The sequence below is a fragment of the Dinghuibacter sp. genome (assembly GCF_035492835.1).
In the GTDB taxonomy this organism is placed as follows: Bacteria; Bacteroidota; Bacteroidia; order Chitinophagales; family Chitinophagaceae; genus Dinghuibacter.
Genome location: NZ_DATJIY010000062.1, coordinates 1 through 14,680, shown reverse-complemented (window position 1 = coordinate 14,680; position 14,680 = coordinate 1). Strand labels below are relative to the sequence as shown.

Sequence of the window (14,680 nt, the reverse complement as noted above, 5' to 3'; positions counted from 1 at the left end):
TTATAACCCCTTAAAATAGCCGGTTGCCCTTAAGATAAAGTCCACGATATAAGCCGGGTTAGGCAAACTATGCGGATGGTGGTGAAAACCCGGTTTGTGGTACACGGTAATATTGCCGCCCAACGCCTTTACCTTTTGCTCGAAGGGCAGTGTGTTCTCGCCAGGAGGCACCGCCTCGTCCGCATCCGCACAGAGGATCAAAATGGGGTACCTGCCCTTTACGATCTGGGCCACCTTATTGATGGGGCTACCGGCAAAAGTCATGGCCTGCTCCTCCGTGGTATACCCATAATCCTTTTTGAAAATGACCCAGTCGTCAGGACTACCAGGACCGACGCCTTTTCCACCCGGCCAGCTTTTTAGATCAAGTACGGGGTTATCGACGTATACGCAAGCCACTTTGTCCGGGTTGACGGCCGCCCAGTTGAATACATAGACACCCCCACGGCTCATCCCTTCCATGACGGCTTTTTTGGACAGCCCGGCCTTGCGGAAAAAGGCATAGAAACGGTCCCATCTTTCAATGGCCTCGCTGTTGCCGAACAACTCGACGACGTCGCAATAGACGATATGAAACCCGTGTTCCAGCAGCGCGATATCGGCCTGCGGCTCGTGGCCCCAGAAGCGAGCGCGCCAAACCCAGGGATGACCCGGCGCAGCCCATTTGGGCTTTACAACCTTACAGGCCACGCCGTCGAGCATAAAATCGGCCATTCGATACCCATAGAAGGAGCTTTCTGTGCGGACGGTCCCCCGCATCGCGGCGAAGACATCGAATGTACGGTCCTTCTTTTGCACGATCAGGTCATAGAGCCTTTTAGCCATAACGGTGTATCCCTCCGCCCCGGGATGTACCTTATCGGGCAGCAGCGCCTCTTTGTCGGCCAACAGCGAGTGCATGTCGATCACCTCCAGGTTCTCCTCATAAGCCACCTCCCGGATGGCGGGGATGATTTGCCCGGTGATAACGGGGTCCCATATCCCGGAGCTATCCGCGGCAAAAGATGGGATGGGCAGCAATAGCACGACGCGTGGGTGGGAAGGCAGTTGTGTAAACGACCGGATCATCTCCTTGTAGTCCTCGGCGAACTCGTCAAGATGAGCCCGGTTGACTCCCTTGCTGTCGTTGGTCCCAAACTCCATCAACACCAGCTGGGGATGGCTGTCCAGCGCCTTTTGATACTCCCCGGTAGCCCAATACGGGCTGTTGCCCTTATGCAGCAGCGTGGTGCCGCTGGCGCCAAAGTTAGACACCCGGTATTGCGCGCCCAGCAACGCCTCCAATTGGGCGGGATAGGCCTCCTTTTCCCGGTTGTCCACCCGGGCGCCGTAGGTGATGCTGGTACCGATACAAGTTACTCGGGTAAGAGGCTGGCCCAAGACGGTGTGGGCGAGTGCGAGGAAAGCGATGGTTAGGTATCTCATTTTATGTCGGTTAGTGCTACGTCGATTTTGTATTCCAGCCGTGGCTGGATGCTGGTAAGGTCGGCCTACACCGCGGCCTTTTTTGCAGCCTCGTCCCCAAAACAAACCGGTTGTTCAGCGCTCGCTTTCCGGGCCCGCCGGCAACTCCACCAGGAACGTCGTCCCCACCCCCGGCTCGCTGTCGAACCAAATCCGGCCCCCGTGGGCCTCTACGATTTGTTTGGAAATCGCCAGCCCCAGGCCAAAGGATTCTTCTCCGGCGGTACCCCGTCGCCTCGCATCGGTGAACATGTCGAAGAGGCGCTGTTGCATATCCTTGGGTATCCCGATCCCTACGTCAGTGACGGTGATCAGCGCATGCCCCTGGGTGCCCCTGAGCGCGACCGATATGGTCGTCAGGGAAGGACTGAATTTGATCGCATTGGAGATGAGGTTGCTCAACACGCGCCAAAGCTTTTCGGGGTTGGCGGAGATGACCAGCGGGCTGCTGTCCAGGTGAATGAACTGTTGCTTGGCGGTGGCCTTGTTGCGCAGGAGGGCGATGCAGTTCCGGAGCATTTCGTCGAGGTCGACCGCCTCTTTTGTCAGCGGTTGCGAAGGGTCGTTGACCCGGAGCAGGTCTTGGACAAGCTCGAGACAGTCCGTGCCGGCAATCTTGATCAATTCCAGCATCCTCCGGTCTTCCGCCATACGGTCCTCATCCAGCAGCATATCCGCTATAGAGGTGATTCCCCCGATGGGATTGCGCAGGTCATGCGCGACGATCCGGATCATCCGCGTGTTGTCGGCCTGGCTCCCTTCAAGGGCGCGGAGCGTCGTTTGCATTTGCCTGTTGAAATGTTGGGCCCGGCCGAGGTTATGCCAGATGATCACGAGTATCGCCAGGAACAAGAGGCCCGCGATCCCCACCGAGAGGAGAAGGCGTTGCTGGTAAACGGCTTTTGTCTCCAGGGACCGGACTTGCTGGTCTTTGAGCGCATAGTCGATGTAGTCGACGCCCGACGCCTTGTTCAGGCTGTCCTGTTCGCCTTGAAAGGCGAGCTGGAGACGGCTGTAGTACAGCTCGGAAGCCCCGTCGTGACGCTCTTTATAGAAGCCGATCAGCCTGGAGACGATAACCTGGCAGAAGGCGAAGTACTTCTTGCGGTCCATGATCTCCAGGGCCCGTTTGTAACAGTCAATGGCCCTGTCCGGATCACGGGCCATCAAAAGGTCTCCCATGTCAATAAGGCTGGTCATCGCCGTCAGGTAAAAATGACCGGTCAAGGCCTGATCGATGGCTTGCGCGAAAAGGGCCAGGGCGGTATCCGTCTGGCCGCGTGCCGCATACACGTTGGCAACGGTTTCGCCGAGACCCGCCAGCAACCCCTGGTCATTGTAACGCAGCGCGATTTCACGGCTTTTGTCAAGATACCACATCGCCGAATCTCCGCCGATTTGCCCGAACGCCGTTGCGGCATAGTTGGAATACACCAGGGCCATGATCGAATCCTGCCGCAGCGGGGCGCCAAACGCCAACGCGTCGCGCAGCTTGTCGATGGCTTTATCCGTCCTGCCCATCACCCGGTACACCAGCCCGATATTCATCATCGTTTGGACGATATTGGACGAGTCGCGCAAGGCAACATAGCGGTTATACGCTTCGTTGAAATACCGGAACGCGAGCTGATGATCGCTCCGCACAAAATAAACAACGCCCAGGTTGTTGATCGCGTCGGCGATACCCTTTTGGTATTGCAACCGGTCGGCGATGTCCCGTGCCTGCCGGGTCAGGAGAAAGGTGCTGTCGATATTTTGGTTGTATTCGAGTATGGAAAGCCGGTTGAGCGCGTCCACGTACCGGAGGCTATCGTGCCAGCCAGACAGCGGGCCCTTGACGATGGACATTTCCGGTGCCTGTCCCGCTGCGCTAAATATCGCAAAGAAACAACCAAACAATGGGGCGGCAAGGTATCGGAATCGGCGCATAGCGAAGCGCCAAAATTACATATTTATGATATCATCGGCTATAGCGGCTAAGAATAGGCCTTAAAAGCCTTGAAACCACTGTACCACAAGGTTCTCATACGTCGCCCCTATTCCTCCGGAGAACAACGCATACTCCCCGGTACCCGCCCCCGCCAGGTACCCCGTAATCGTCAGCGGGGCCGACGTCAGCCACTGCCCGGTACTGACATTATAGCCGTCGACGGTCGGGTGCAAACCGGACGCATCGTTGCCGCCGGCAAACAACACGAGGTTGCCGACGCCCGCGGCCGCGGTGTATTGTACCCCCATGGGCATGGAAGCGGTGGTCCAGCGACCCGAGGAGACATCATAAATATCGACGGCGGAGCTATATTGACCATTCATGAGCAAGCCCCCGGCGATTACGATCTTGCTTCCGGAGGCCGCGGCAACCGGGCCAGTGCGTGCCTGGCTCAGCCGGGCGGTCGACCAGATGCCGGACGACCCATCGAAAATATCGACGGCGGCGGTCGCCGTATCCTGAGGGCTTGCAATGACCCCGCCACCGGCGAAAACGATTTTCGTGCCCGCCCCGGCCGCCGCCAGCTCCTCGCGGCCAATGCTGAGCGTGCCGGTGCTCCAGGTACCGGTGCTTGTGTTATAGACGTCCGCAACGGCGGACGTCGATTGTCCAAAATAGCCTCCGGCAAAAACAAGGTAATTCCCCGCCCCGGCCCCGGCGAGATTCGAACGGCCCACGCTGAGCGCACCGGTGGACCAGTTCCCGGAGCCCACGTCTAAGATATCGACCGCATTGCCGGATGCCCCCCCGGCGATCACGATCTTTCCGCCGCCCCCCGCCGCGGCCGCCTGAATATGGCTTGCCGTCAGCAGGACCCCCGTCCATTTTTTGAGCACCGTATCATAGACATACACGGAATCGGGGAATGCCCCGTTTCCCGGGCTGGACCCCGGAGCGAGCACGATGGTAGCGCCGCAAGCGGCCATACACCCCCCGTAGCGGGGATGGACGCTGACCTGCGTGTTGCCGGCGGAGGCAAAGCCGGTAAAACCCTTAGCACCGCCATTGGACGAGCCCTTATGACACGCCGCCAACAAAAAAATGAATGGCCAAAAGCGTTTCATGGCAAATACTTTAATAAAGCCTGGCAATAGGATTGCATCTTGCCCTGGTCCTTAACGGGAATGACCGTCGTATCCCATCCTCCATAGTGGCTGACGACAACGGACTTCAAGGGGTGCTGGGACAAATATTGCAACGCGGCACGTGTAATCCGGTACTCGTGGTAGGGATTGTTCCCGTTCCAGCCACCCGGCTGCGTACCGGTGGAATTGACCGTCACCGTGTCCGCGTCGGTGATGAAGTACGCATAGTCGCGCGCGCTCAGCTGACCCGCCCCGGACATGTACAAGAAAATATCGGGCCCCTCCGTGCGGAAGTGCGCGTAGATAGCACCGGATTGAATGATGCGGAAATTAAGGTCGACGTCGTCGGTGACCAGCCAGACCTGGTGGGTGTCCGGGCGGACATCCCCGGAGACCTTCTGGGCGGAGGAAACCAGGGGTGCAAGGATAAGGAGGAGCAGGTAACGCATGACACGAATTTCCGCCCTTCAGGGCGAAACCCAAAAGACATGCAACGATCAGCGCCACAAAGCTACGAACGACCGGAGAACCCTACGATCCGCTTCAGATTGTCCTTGTATAACCGCCCAACCGGCAGCACCTGGTCACCGACCCGCAGCTGCGTGGCGGCGACCGCGGTGACCTTGTCGGCGGTCACCAGGAACGAGCGGTGGATGCGCACAAACCGGTGATGGTTCAGCTTTTCCTCCAGGGAGCTGATACCCTCCCGGACTAGCAGCCTTTTACCGCCGGCAAGGTGAAGCAGCGCGTACTCGCGCCGGCTTTCCACGTACAGCAAGCTGTCCAGGAAGACCTTTACCGATTCCCGGTCGACCCGGAAATACAGGAATGGCCGCATGGCCGCGTCGGGCTCGTCCACGGGGGGCAGGAGCCGCTGCAGCTTGTGGATGGCCTTCATAAACCGCGCGAAGGAAAGGGGCTTGAGCAGATAGTCGATGATGTCCAGCTCGAAACCGTCGAACGCATATTCCCGGTAGGCCGTGACCAGTATGACCTTGGGTGGGTCCAGCAGGCTGCGCAGGAAGTCGGTACCCAGCAGCTGGGGCATTTTGATGTCCAGGAACAGCAAGTCCACGTGCTGGTTCCGCAGCACCCAGGAGGCTTCCACCGCGCTGGCGCAGGTGGCGGCGACCGTTAATTGCGGTACCCGTGCGCAATAGGAGGCGACCAGCTCGACGGCCAGGGGTTCATCGTCCACGATCAGACAGCGGATGGGCATAGATCGATTTCAAGGGTTGATATAAACACGTCTTCTTTTGGATAAGCGGTAAGGCTGGAACGGCCGGGATAGAGCAGCTCCAGCCGCTTGCGAACGTTAGCGATGCCCAACCCGTTACCGGTGGGCGCCTCGGGTTGCCGGCTGTTGATGACGCGAAAAAACAGCTGCCCGTCCCGCAGGGACAGGTCGATGCTGATCCACACCTTCCCCAATTGCTCCGACGTGCCGTGCTTGAAAGCATTCTCGATAAACGGCTGAAACAACATGGGCGAGATCTCCCGGCCGGCGATCTCGCCGGCAAAGTTCATGGACAGTTCTAACCGGTCGCCATAGCGTTCCCTTTCAAGGGCGACATAGTCGCGGCAAAGCCGTATTTCCTGCTCCAGGGGCACCTGGGGCGCGTTGCTCTCATACAATACATAGCTGAGGATGCCTGACAGCCGCATCAGCATATCGGGCGCCTTGTCCGACCCTTTCAAGACAAGGGCGTACAGGTTATTGAGGGTATTGAATAAAAAATGCGGGTGCAGCTGCGCCTTGAGCAGCTCGAGCTCCGCGCGTACCTTCTCCCGCTCCGCCTCGGCGCGCCGCTGCTCCGCCTCCGCCTTCTGCTGCTGCTCCAGGTACCAGAACTTGAACATCCGGATGAATACCCCAAACATTGCGACCGTATTCATCACCACAAAGCTGAACATCGCGAACACCTCGTGGTAGGACGTAAGACTGAACGGGTGAGCGGGTGGGGGATGGTGATCTCGTATGGGCAGCAGCACGTAGTAACGGAACAAAAAATTTATGACCATACCGGCGACAGACCAGACACAATAGAGCAGGAAAAAGTACCAATACCGGCCATTTATCAGAAAAGGGACAAGCCCGTATAGGACGACATAGACATAGATCAGATTCGGGAGGCTGAACAGGAATGCTGTTTCGGCGCCTATCCTGAGGTCGTTCAGACCGTTGGTCGACGCCATACAAAAAACGAAGAAGTACAGGCACCAGAACAAAAGATGCGCTAAGAGCCGGTAGCGTTTGTCGAACAGAATTTTTTTGCCAAAACCACGCACCTATACAAGATAACGAATTTATCCGGTTGAGGCCGCCGGCCGGGACTGTGCCTGCTACAAACGACGTTTTCCCCCTACCAATGACGGCCGCGGTTCCATCCGTCGCGGTCGTCCGGTGTTGATGGCTTATTCAAGAAAAAGTCACCCCTAAACCCAAACTTTGACCCCATGCGCTCCCTCCTTTTCCTCCTGTTGGCTCCAATGGGAGTCCTGCTTGCGCCGAATGGCGCCCTCGCCCAGTCGACGCCCTATTATCTCGCCGACGGCCTCGAGGACTTCTCCGATCAGCAGATCCGCGGGACGAATCCCGTATTTGTTACAAAAATCGGCCCGGACTCGCTGATCATATCCACCAGCGCCCAGGCCTACGAGCACGCTTCGTTTTACAAAAAGACATCCGGGGAAACCTTCTACCGCCGCAAGCAGGAGTGGGGCACGTCGATGCCCAACTTCATTTTTGCCGACGAGAATGTCCTCATGCTCGTCGAGGAACGGGGCAGCTACCTGTTGTTCCACAAAGACCGGAATACCGCCGCCGCGCTCCTGGGGGCCGGCGACAAGACCGCCGTCCTCCGGATAAAGGACAGCGTGCGGGCCGTCGTGGTGGCGATCAATACCGGCCAACGGTCAAAGAACGATGCCGCCGCGGCCGCGCAGAACAAAAAGATCGTCACCGCGTACATCCGGAGCCTCCATTCGAAAAGGAGCGATCCCACCCTGGTCAGCGACATAAGAAAATGGTCCCAAAACGCGACCACCACCGTCTATATCGTGGACGCGGACTACTACATCACCCGGAACTACCGCGGCGAGGTGCTCAACAAGAACATCCCCGCCCTGATAAAATACCACCTGAACGGCAAGTGCTTCGTCCAGTGGCGGGCCTTTGGATACGAGTCCCTGGGTGGCGGAAGTTTCACGAAGGACCTGTATACCTACAACAAGCAGGATTATTACCTTCAGGCAACGGGCGCGGGTGGCTCCCTCCGGCTGGAGCCGGGCGTCGCCTACGAAATCGACTGCGATTAACCATGGATCCCATCGAAACCTTTCTCGACGCCGCCGACAGGGTACTCAACAGCAACACCTTCCTGGTGGCGCTGCCGATGCCGACCGGCATTCCGCTGACGGACCTCGGAGCCTTTATCCGTTCCGGCCGGCTACAGGATGCAATATTTGCGGCCGATATCGCCAGGGGATGGTATAATTTTCATCGTTTCGGGAACGGGGATATACTGACGCCGGTGCCGGGAAACCTGGCGACACCTGACTTCCGGCTCACGGAGCGGGCCAGCCGGTGCACACCGTCAGAGTATCTCGGGGCGATGCTGCGCGGGGACAGGACCCTCGGTGATTTCGTGAGTTTTTACGGCAAGGCCGTTACGCCTGAAGAGGCCGGCCACCTCACCCGGCAGATGATGGGCCGTTTATTCGCGGGACGGGAACCGGCGCTCCACGTGCTCGAACCCGACTTTCTTCGGGGCCAGTCGGAAGAAGCCGACGAGGCCTGGTATTTCGAAGGAAAAAGCTGTGACAACGCGGCGCTGTTCGTCGTGGGACAGATCGGTTATCTCTTACTGACAAACGGTGCGCCCTAATTTAATCGATATGCAGGAATGTTTTTTTTGTGGACAAGCCCCGGCGGACCCCGGGTGCACGATCGAGCAGCCCCTTTACCGGCTCACGCGGTACGCGCACCTGGGGCTGGTAAGGCGGTTCGAGTATGACAAGCTGGTGATACCGGTCGGCCGCTGCGCGGCCTGCGCCCGCATCGGCGCGCAGGCGAAAAAAAAGCGCAAAGTCGCCATTGCCGTGGGATCGGGCATAGGTTTTTTGATCGGTCTTCCGATACCGGGCGCCTTTGTATTCACCGCGATCGGGGGCGGCTTTGCCGGTTACCTCGCGGCCAGGTCGAGGACGAACAAAATGTACGACCGGCTGAACATCAGGGCCCCGGAGGCGGTTAAGGAGTATCCACCCGTGGCGGAACGGTTGAATGGCGGTTGGACGTTGAAGAAATAGTGATTCTCAGCAGCGTCGCATCCGCCGCTCCAAGGCGCACCGACAGCGTCCCGGACCGCACCCCGCTGAACAGGTCCGTCGCCGAAAAAGCCCGAAGCGGCAACCCAAGCCGGGAGGCGTCAATAGAAAATTCCCGCGGCTGCCCATCAAAATTGAAAACCGCGACATACAACGCCTCGCCGATCCACCGGTAAAACACCGGCGACGTCCCGACGTTCCCCTCCAGCGGGAGGAACGCCTTTCCGTTCCGGACCACCGCAAGGAATGCCGTGTCCTGAAACCAGGTACGCGCGCGCGAAGACCACGGTCCAAAAGAGGAGAAATCATCCCCACTGATACACGTCCCCGTGATCACCGAAGAGAGGAAGCGTGCGCGGTTTTCCCCCGGCGAAACTTCGTCGAACACCACGTGATCCGCGTCTACATAGTCGTACAAGAAGGTCTGCCACCAACCGTAGGTCACGCTGTTCAGCGTGTACCGGGTGTGGTCGATGGTTTTGAAGGCATCGCAGGCAATACGCCGGCTGTGCACGTACCGCCCGGTCGCCAGGCTGGGGGAGATGGCGGCGTAGAGGAACATGTCGGGACCCAGCGCCCGGACGAGGTATTCCATCCCGCGGCGGTAGGCCTGCATCCCGGTCGTGACCGTGGTATCATAGAAGCGCGTCGATTCGGCCGCCGCGTGCCCGAGGAAGTCGATCTTGATCATCCGGAACCCGCACGCCCGGAAGAGCTTTGTAAAATAGTCGATGCGGCGCAGGGTGCCCGGGTGGGTGGGGTCGAGCGCACGGGCGCCGTCGATGTCGTGATAGTTATCGCCGACGCGCGTCCACAGCTCGCCATAGGTATAGTCGCTGCCTTGTACTTTCCGGTCGGGGCCGCCCCGGTGCCCCCAGTCGGTGAACGGCGCCCAGTAGATGCCGGGTTGCAAGCCGCGGGAGCGGCAGTAGCCGGCAAACCGGTGGAGCTGGCCGGAATCCAGCTTATCCCAATACGAGTCCAGGTCGATAAAGGCCGTCCCGCCGACGCGGAACCCTTTCAGGCTGTCGGCAAAAAAGTCGACGACCTTCACCGCCTTGTCGTATGTCAGCTTATCCTGTATCACGCCCCAGCTGTTCCAACCCACGGGCGTGCCCTTTGTCCAGGGGTGCACATACGGCGGGTCGGCCAGCCGGTTGGCCTTGCCAAAAGCCTCCATACCCGCGCGCCAGTCGGCGAAATAACCCACGAAGACCCGCGGCGACCGCAAGACATCGCCGTGGATGGAGCCGTGCGGGATAGGATCGCGGTTGACCGCGACGTCCGTATAGCCGCCCCAGACAATAAAGTCGCTGGCTGACGTTTTTACGGCCGTTTTCCACACGCCATGTTCAACCGAGCCTATCACAAAGCCCCGCCGCGATTCGTTGTCGTACACGGCTCCGGCCTCCGCGCTCGTGACCCCGGTGGCAACCGGTTTGGCATCATAGCTGATGAACGTATCGTTATCGAAGGGCACAAAAACGGATCGCACGTCCCCGGTAAGCTGCGCAAAAGCACCTGCTAACGGCGCCATATAGTTGCTGGAGCCCGCCCGCTCCTCGACATCGACCTCCGCCAAAAAATAACCCCGCCCGGCATACGTATAGAACACCTGCCGCATCACCGGCAGCCCCGGCCCACGGAGCGTGATGACGTGCCGGACCCCTCTGCCGAACCCATCCGACACGGCCGACCGCTGATAGGTCCGCGTGGCATAGTCCCTGGAGGAATACGTGCCCGTGCCGGTCTTGACCAACGCCTGCACATCGTGGAACACCACGCGCCCGTGGTCATACACCGCGAGCGTACCGGTGCTTAGCGCATACCGGATTTCACCACCGGCGCCATAAGTGATATGGATGTCCTGCGCGCACGCGGACGTGACCATCAGGAGGAAAACAGAAAGAAGTCTCATCACCTGCTAATTTAGGCCGGCTCCCGAAACCAGGGAATGGATTATTCGCCTTTCCCCTGGACTCGTGTATTTCGTCTATTACATCCGTCGTTCGGCTATTCCCGTTTCCGAAAAACGGAAGCCGGGCTAAGTTTGTGCAAACTAACGATATGCATAAACACCTGGTTCTTACTTTTTTGCTCCTGGCCGCGCTCGGCGCCTGCACCAAATCGCACCCCAGCGGCAACCCCGACGTTCAGGTCTTTGCCGGCTGGACAGACCAGGCATTTGTGCTGGTCGGCGATCAGCTCTATGCCAACGGTGACAATACCTTTGGCCAGCTGGGTCTTGGGAATACGGTCAATGCGACCAGCTTCAAGCTGACCCTGACGGACGTCGCGTCCGTTTCGTCCTGTTTCTATTATACGCTCGTGTTGAAAAAAGACGGCACCGTTTGGGCGGCGGGCCTCGATTCCGCCGGGCAGTTTGGCGACGGTACCACGGACAATACCGCCTCCTGGCGGGAAATCATGACGGATGTCAAGGCGATATCCACCGGCATGGGGGAATCCTTTTTTATAAAAACCGACAATACCTTATGGGGCGGCGGCGCCGACCTTGGGTGGGCCGGTTTTACCCCCCGCAAGCTCGCCGACGGCGTCCTAAGCGTCACGGCCGGTACCGGCTCCGCCCTTTTTGTCAAGACCGACAATACCCTCTGGGGCGTCGGGCAGAACCTGGACGGGGAGCTGGGCGACGGCACGGAAAATCCGCAGCCCGTGCCTGAGCTGTTGATGACCGGCGTGCTGTCTGCCTCGATGAGCGACTATCATTCGCTGATTCTGAAAACTGACCATACACTGTGGGCTGTCGGCGATAACGGGGCGGGCCAGCTGGGCACTCCCGATAAAAGCGCTCCCTGGACCCCCGTGCAGGTCCTTTCCGACGTGATGTCCTTCCAGGCAGGCCCGACCAACGCGGCCGCCATCAAATACGACAGCACCCTGTGGATGACGGGTGACAATTTCTCCGGCGAGCTCGGCGACGGTCTTGGCGGCCCCTCCGGCACCGAACAGCGGACCTATGCTTTCAAACAGGTCCTCACCGGCACCAAACAGGTGAGCATGCGCAGCCAGGCCGTTATGGTCGTCAAAGGCGATAACACGGTATGGGTCACCGGTGACGAGTTCCGTGGGCAGTTCGGCCTCCCTCCGGTGGTGAATGGAGATATTCTCACGTTTACACAAATGTCGCTCGACGGGTATACACCGCGCTAACTCGCTTGCCTAGTAGGTCCAGGTCTTGAAAGGCACCTGATTTTCCTTCAAATATTCCCGGAAAAGGCTAAAAGACTTGTTCCCGTTGATCTTTTCGGCAATGGCTTCCACCAGGTCCGTCCGTTGCCCGGGGGCAACCCTGTGGAGCGCGTACAATTGCTCCAGGTCCGCGGCGCTGACGGTAATCGTATACTCGTAGTCCGAGTCGCCCCTGAGCTCATCCACCAATTGGCCCAGATCGTAGCCATCCAGCACCAGGTCGTCGCCCTCGAATCCCAGCCAGATGTCCACGGAAATGGCGGGGGTTTTGGAATGGAATAGTTGTTTTGCGTCCTGCATTCCCAAATGTAATTAAAAAGACCCCTCGATAAAGAGGGGACGCCCAACAGGGCGCCGATGTCACCGGCTTGTAATTCCGCCACGGGTTCGCGCTTGTCGGACATGACCCTGAGCAGTCGGCTCACCCGGACGTTTTTCCCGGTGCGGCTGTTCCACACCATGTCGCCCGGACGTACGACGCCCGAGTATACCCGTATGAAGGCGAGCGTGCCGCTGTAATCATCCGTCGTGGTCTTGAATACCAGGCCCGTAAAGGGGCCGCACGGGTTTCTAATCCGTCCTGAACGGCGACGCCGGCAACCCCTCCTGGTTGTACAGATTCGCGCCCTCCGGGTTGTCCGCCCAGGCATAGCGCACATACAGCGGGTGCGGCACGTATTCGGACGATACTGTGACGCTGTCTCCGACGATCCGGGCGTCGGCCCAAAAGAACTTTCTGTCCGTCCCTGCGACCGCAAATTGCCGCAGCGGAGTGCCGCCCTGGGCAGCTAGCCCGCCGTCCCTGGCGATCAGCCCGCCACCCACGGAGCTAAAGCGCACCACGATCGTCGAGCCCCTTACGTCGGCGGAGGCGAATAACGGTCCCGACGCCACGAGGTCATGTTCCCCATATGCCAGCTGCCGCGCGAGCAGCGCGAGCCGGTCGCCCACGTCCTTTTTGTCGAGCGGATGGATGTCGTTCCATTCGCCGGCATCGATCGTCACCGCCATGCCGGTATTGGGCACCGTTAGCGACAGCCGTTCCATCTCCCGCAGTTCGGCCCACTGACTTTCCGACGGGGAATACTGTACCTCCATGAAGTTCGGCAGCTGGACGTACAGGAAGGGTAGGGGCCCCTGTCCCCAGAGGCCGCGCCAGTCGGCGATCAGCGAGGGGAGGAGCTGCCGGTATTCCAGCGGTCTGCCGGTGTTGGCCTCGCCCTGGTACCACAGGAAGCCCTTTAGCGTGTAGCGGATGGCGGGCGCCACCATCGTATTGTACAATCCTGCGGGTTCGTTTTGCGCGGAAAACGGCGGCGGGGAGCCGCCAAACCTGTCCGCTGAAAATACCTGTCCCACCTTATACTGCCAGTCCCCCCGGATGTCGACGTGCGTCACCCCGTCGGTCAGCTCGTATCGTTTGTCGGGCACGAACCCGCCTTTGCCCGCGCTATTGGTGACCCGAACCACCATCAGGTTCTTACCCGCGTGCAGCACTCCCGCCGGCACGTCGTATCGGCGGGGTGGATATTGGTAGGTAATGTTGCCGACGCGCGTCCCGTTGACATAGGTTTCGTCCGCGTCCACGATCCGTCCCACAAACAGCCTGGCGGGTTTGCCCGCCATGGATTCGGGTACGTCTATTTCCCGCCGGAACCAGACCACGCCGTTGAGGCCCTTGACGCCCTGGTCGGCCCAGTAGCCCGGAAGCCAGAAGGGATGCCAGCCGACGGGCGTATAATCCAGGGAAAACCATTTCTCCGAAAGACCTGCGTCCGGGCTTGCGTAGGCCCGGGGGCGCGTCGCACCGCCGGGCCGCCCGAGCGAGCGCCTAAAAGCCGTATCGGCAAACCGCGCCAGCCTGTCCGCGTATGGTGTCCCACGGAGCCCGGCCGAGCTCACCCACGCCTGTATCGGCGTCCCGCCCACGCTGGAGTTGATGATCCCGATGGGCACGTGGTAGCGTTCATACAGGTCGCGCGCAAAGAACCAGGTCGCCGCCCCAAAACCCAGGACTGAACTGGGTGAAGCCGCCACCCACTGCGAAGCCGGCAGGTCCTTATGGACGTCAAAAACATCCGCCGCCGTTGGCACAAAAAAGTTCCGGATGACCGGTATATCCGCGGCCGCGATCTCCGCCGGGTACTTCTCCTTGACCCTCTCCATCGGCAGCACCATGTTCGACTGCCCCGAACAAAACCACACGTCCCCCGCGAGGATGTCCTGCAACACGATGTGGTTGCTGGCGCGTATGTCCATGGTATAGGGCCCGCCCGCCTTCAGCGGCCGCAGCCGTACCATCCAAAGACTGTCCTCTCCCGCCCGCGCGACATACGTATGCCCCGCGATCGTCACCGACACTTTCTCCGACGGCCGCGCCCAGCCCCATACATTGACCACGGTATCGCGCTGCAGCACCATATGGTCGGACACGAGCTGCGGCAGGTGTACCTGCGCATACACGGAGGCCGCGAGGGGCGAAAAGATCAAAAAAAGGGTTAATTTACGTAGCATGTTGCAATCGGTTACATTTTCACTGCGGCAGCAACCCTCCTTCGGGCCGTCCGCCAGCCGGCACTAAAGTAACTTTTTTCTGTAA

At 59.5% G+C, this 14,680-nt stretch carries 13 protein-coding genes and 1 pseudogene; 4 read left to right on the top strand and 10 right to left on the bottom strand.

Annotated features, from left to right (window positions below):
• From VL547_RS06030 to VL547_RS06005, 6 genes are all read right to left on the bottom strand, one after another.
• Complete coding sequence (locus VL547_RS06030; protein ID WP_325576270.1) at nt 1-1,425, bottom strand: GDSL-type esterase/lipase family protein; 1,425 nt, start codon at nt 1,423-1,425, stop codon at nt 1-3.
• Nucleotides 1,426-1,539: 114 nt separating this feature from the next.
• Nucleotides 1,540-3,393: a tetratricopeptide repeat-containing sensor histidine kinase gene (locus tag VL547_RS06025; RefSeq protein ID WP_325576268.1), complete on the bottom strand. Its 1,854-nt coding sequence runs from the start codon at nt 3,391-3,393 to the stop codon at nt 1,540-1,542.
• 60 nt (nt 3,394-3,453) lie between these two features.
• Nucleotides 3,454-4,518, bottom strand: coding sequence for a kelch repeat-containing protein (locus tag VL547_RS06020; RefSeq protein WP_325576266.1), 1,065 nt, complete (start codon nt 4,516-4,518; stop codon nt 3,454-3,456).
• Nucleotides 4,515-4,988 (bottom strand): hypothetical protein, encoded by a 474-nt coding sequence (locus VL547_RS06015; protein WP_325576264.1) that lies wholly within the window; start codon nt 4,986-4,988, stop codon nt 4,515-4,517. The genes VL547_RS06020 and VL547_RS06015 overlap by 4 nt, the downstream gene beginning before the upstream one ends.
• Before the next feature lie 62 nt (nt 4,989-5,050).
• Nucleotides 5,051-5,758: a LytTR family DNA-binding domain-containing protein gene (locus VL547_RS06010; protein WP_325576262.1), complete on the bottom strand. Its 708-nt coding sequence runs from the start codon at nt 5,756-5,758 to the stop codon at nt 5,051-5,053.
• Complete coding sequence (locus VL547_RS06005) at nt 5,740-6,735, bottom strand: sensor histidine kinase (RefSeq protein WP_325576260.1); 996 nt, start codon at nt 6,733-6,735, stop codon at nt 5,740-5,742. Before VL547_RS06005 ends, VL547_RS06010 begins: the two co-directional genes overlap by 19 nt.
• 261 nt (nt 6,736-6,996) lie before the next feature.
• On the opposite strand from VL547_RS06005, the gene VL547_RS06000 reads away from it, so the two are divergent.
• The 3 genes from VL547_RS06000 to VL547_RS05990 are packed head-to-tail and all read left to right on the top strand — an operon-like array spanning nt 6,997 to nt 8,850.
• Nucleotides 6,997-7,857 carry a hypothetical protein gene (locus VL547_RS06000; RefSeq protein ID WP_325576258.1) on the top strand — a complete coding sequence of 287 codons (861 nt, stop codon included), beginning with the start codon at nt 6,997-6,999 and terminating at the stop codon, nt 7,855-7,857.
• Nucleotides 7,858-7,859: 2 nt separating this feature from the next.
• A complete protein-coding gene (locus tag VL547_RS05995; protein WP_325576256.1) occupies nt 7,860-8,426 on the top strand; it encodes a hypothetical protein in 567 nt (188 codons plus the stop codon).
• Between the two features lie 10 nt (nt 8,427-8,436).
• Nucleotides 8,437-8,850 carry a hypothetical protein gene (locus VL547_RS05990; protein WP_325576254.1) on the top strand — a complete coding sequence of 138 codons (414 nt, stop codon included), beginning with the start codon at nt 8,437-8,439 and terminating at the stop codon, nt 8,848-8,850.
• On the opposite strand, the gene VL547_RS05985 is transcribed toward VL547_RS05990, so the two are convergent.
• Nucleotides 8,792-10,786, bottom strand: coding sequence for a hypothetical protein (locus VL547_RS05985; protein ID WP_325576252.1), 1,995 nt, complete (start codon nt 10,784-10,786; stop codon nt 8,792-8,794). The two genes, VL547_RS05990 and VL547_RS05985, sit on opposite strands and share 59 nt — an antisense overlap.
• Before the next feature lie 149 nt (nt 10,787-10,935).
• Between VL547_RS05985 and VL547_RS05980 the strand changes: the two genes are divergently transcribed.
• Nucleotides 10,936-12,042 carry a hypothetical protein gene (locus tag VL547_RS05980; RefSeq protein WP_325576250.1) on the top strand — a complete coding sequence of 369 codons (1,107 nt, stop codon included), beginning with the start codon at nt 10,936-10,938 and terminating at the stop codon, nt 12,040-12,042.
• A gap of 9 nt (nt 12,043-12,051) precedes the next feature.
• On the opposite strand, the gene VL547_RS05975 is transcribed toward VL547_RS05980, so the two are convergent.
• The 3 genes and pseudogenes from VL547_RS05975 to VL547_RS05965 form a co-directional block, all read right to left on the bottom strand.
• Nucleotides 12,052-12,381: a hypothetical protein gene (locus VL547_RS05975; protein ID WP_325576272.1), complete on the bottom strand. Its 330-nt coding sequence runs from the start codon at nt 12,379-12,381 to the stop codon at nt 12,052-12,054.
• 80 nt (nt 12,382-12,461) lie between these two features.
• Nucleotides 12,462-12,731 (bottom strand): annotated as a pseudogene (locus VL547_RS24110) (EF-Tu/IF-2/RF-3 family GTPase); the annotation flags it as partial.
• On the bottom strand, nt 12,652-14,595 hold the full coding sequence (locus tag VL547_RS05965; RefSeq protein WP_325576248.1) for a sialate O-acetylesterase: 1,944 nt from the start codon (nt 14,593-14,595) through the stop codon (nt 12,652-12,654). The gene VL547_RS05965 and the pseudogene VL547_RS24110, both read right to left, overlap by 80 nt.
• Between the last annotated feature and the right edge of the window lie 85 nt (nt 14,596-14,680).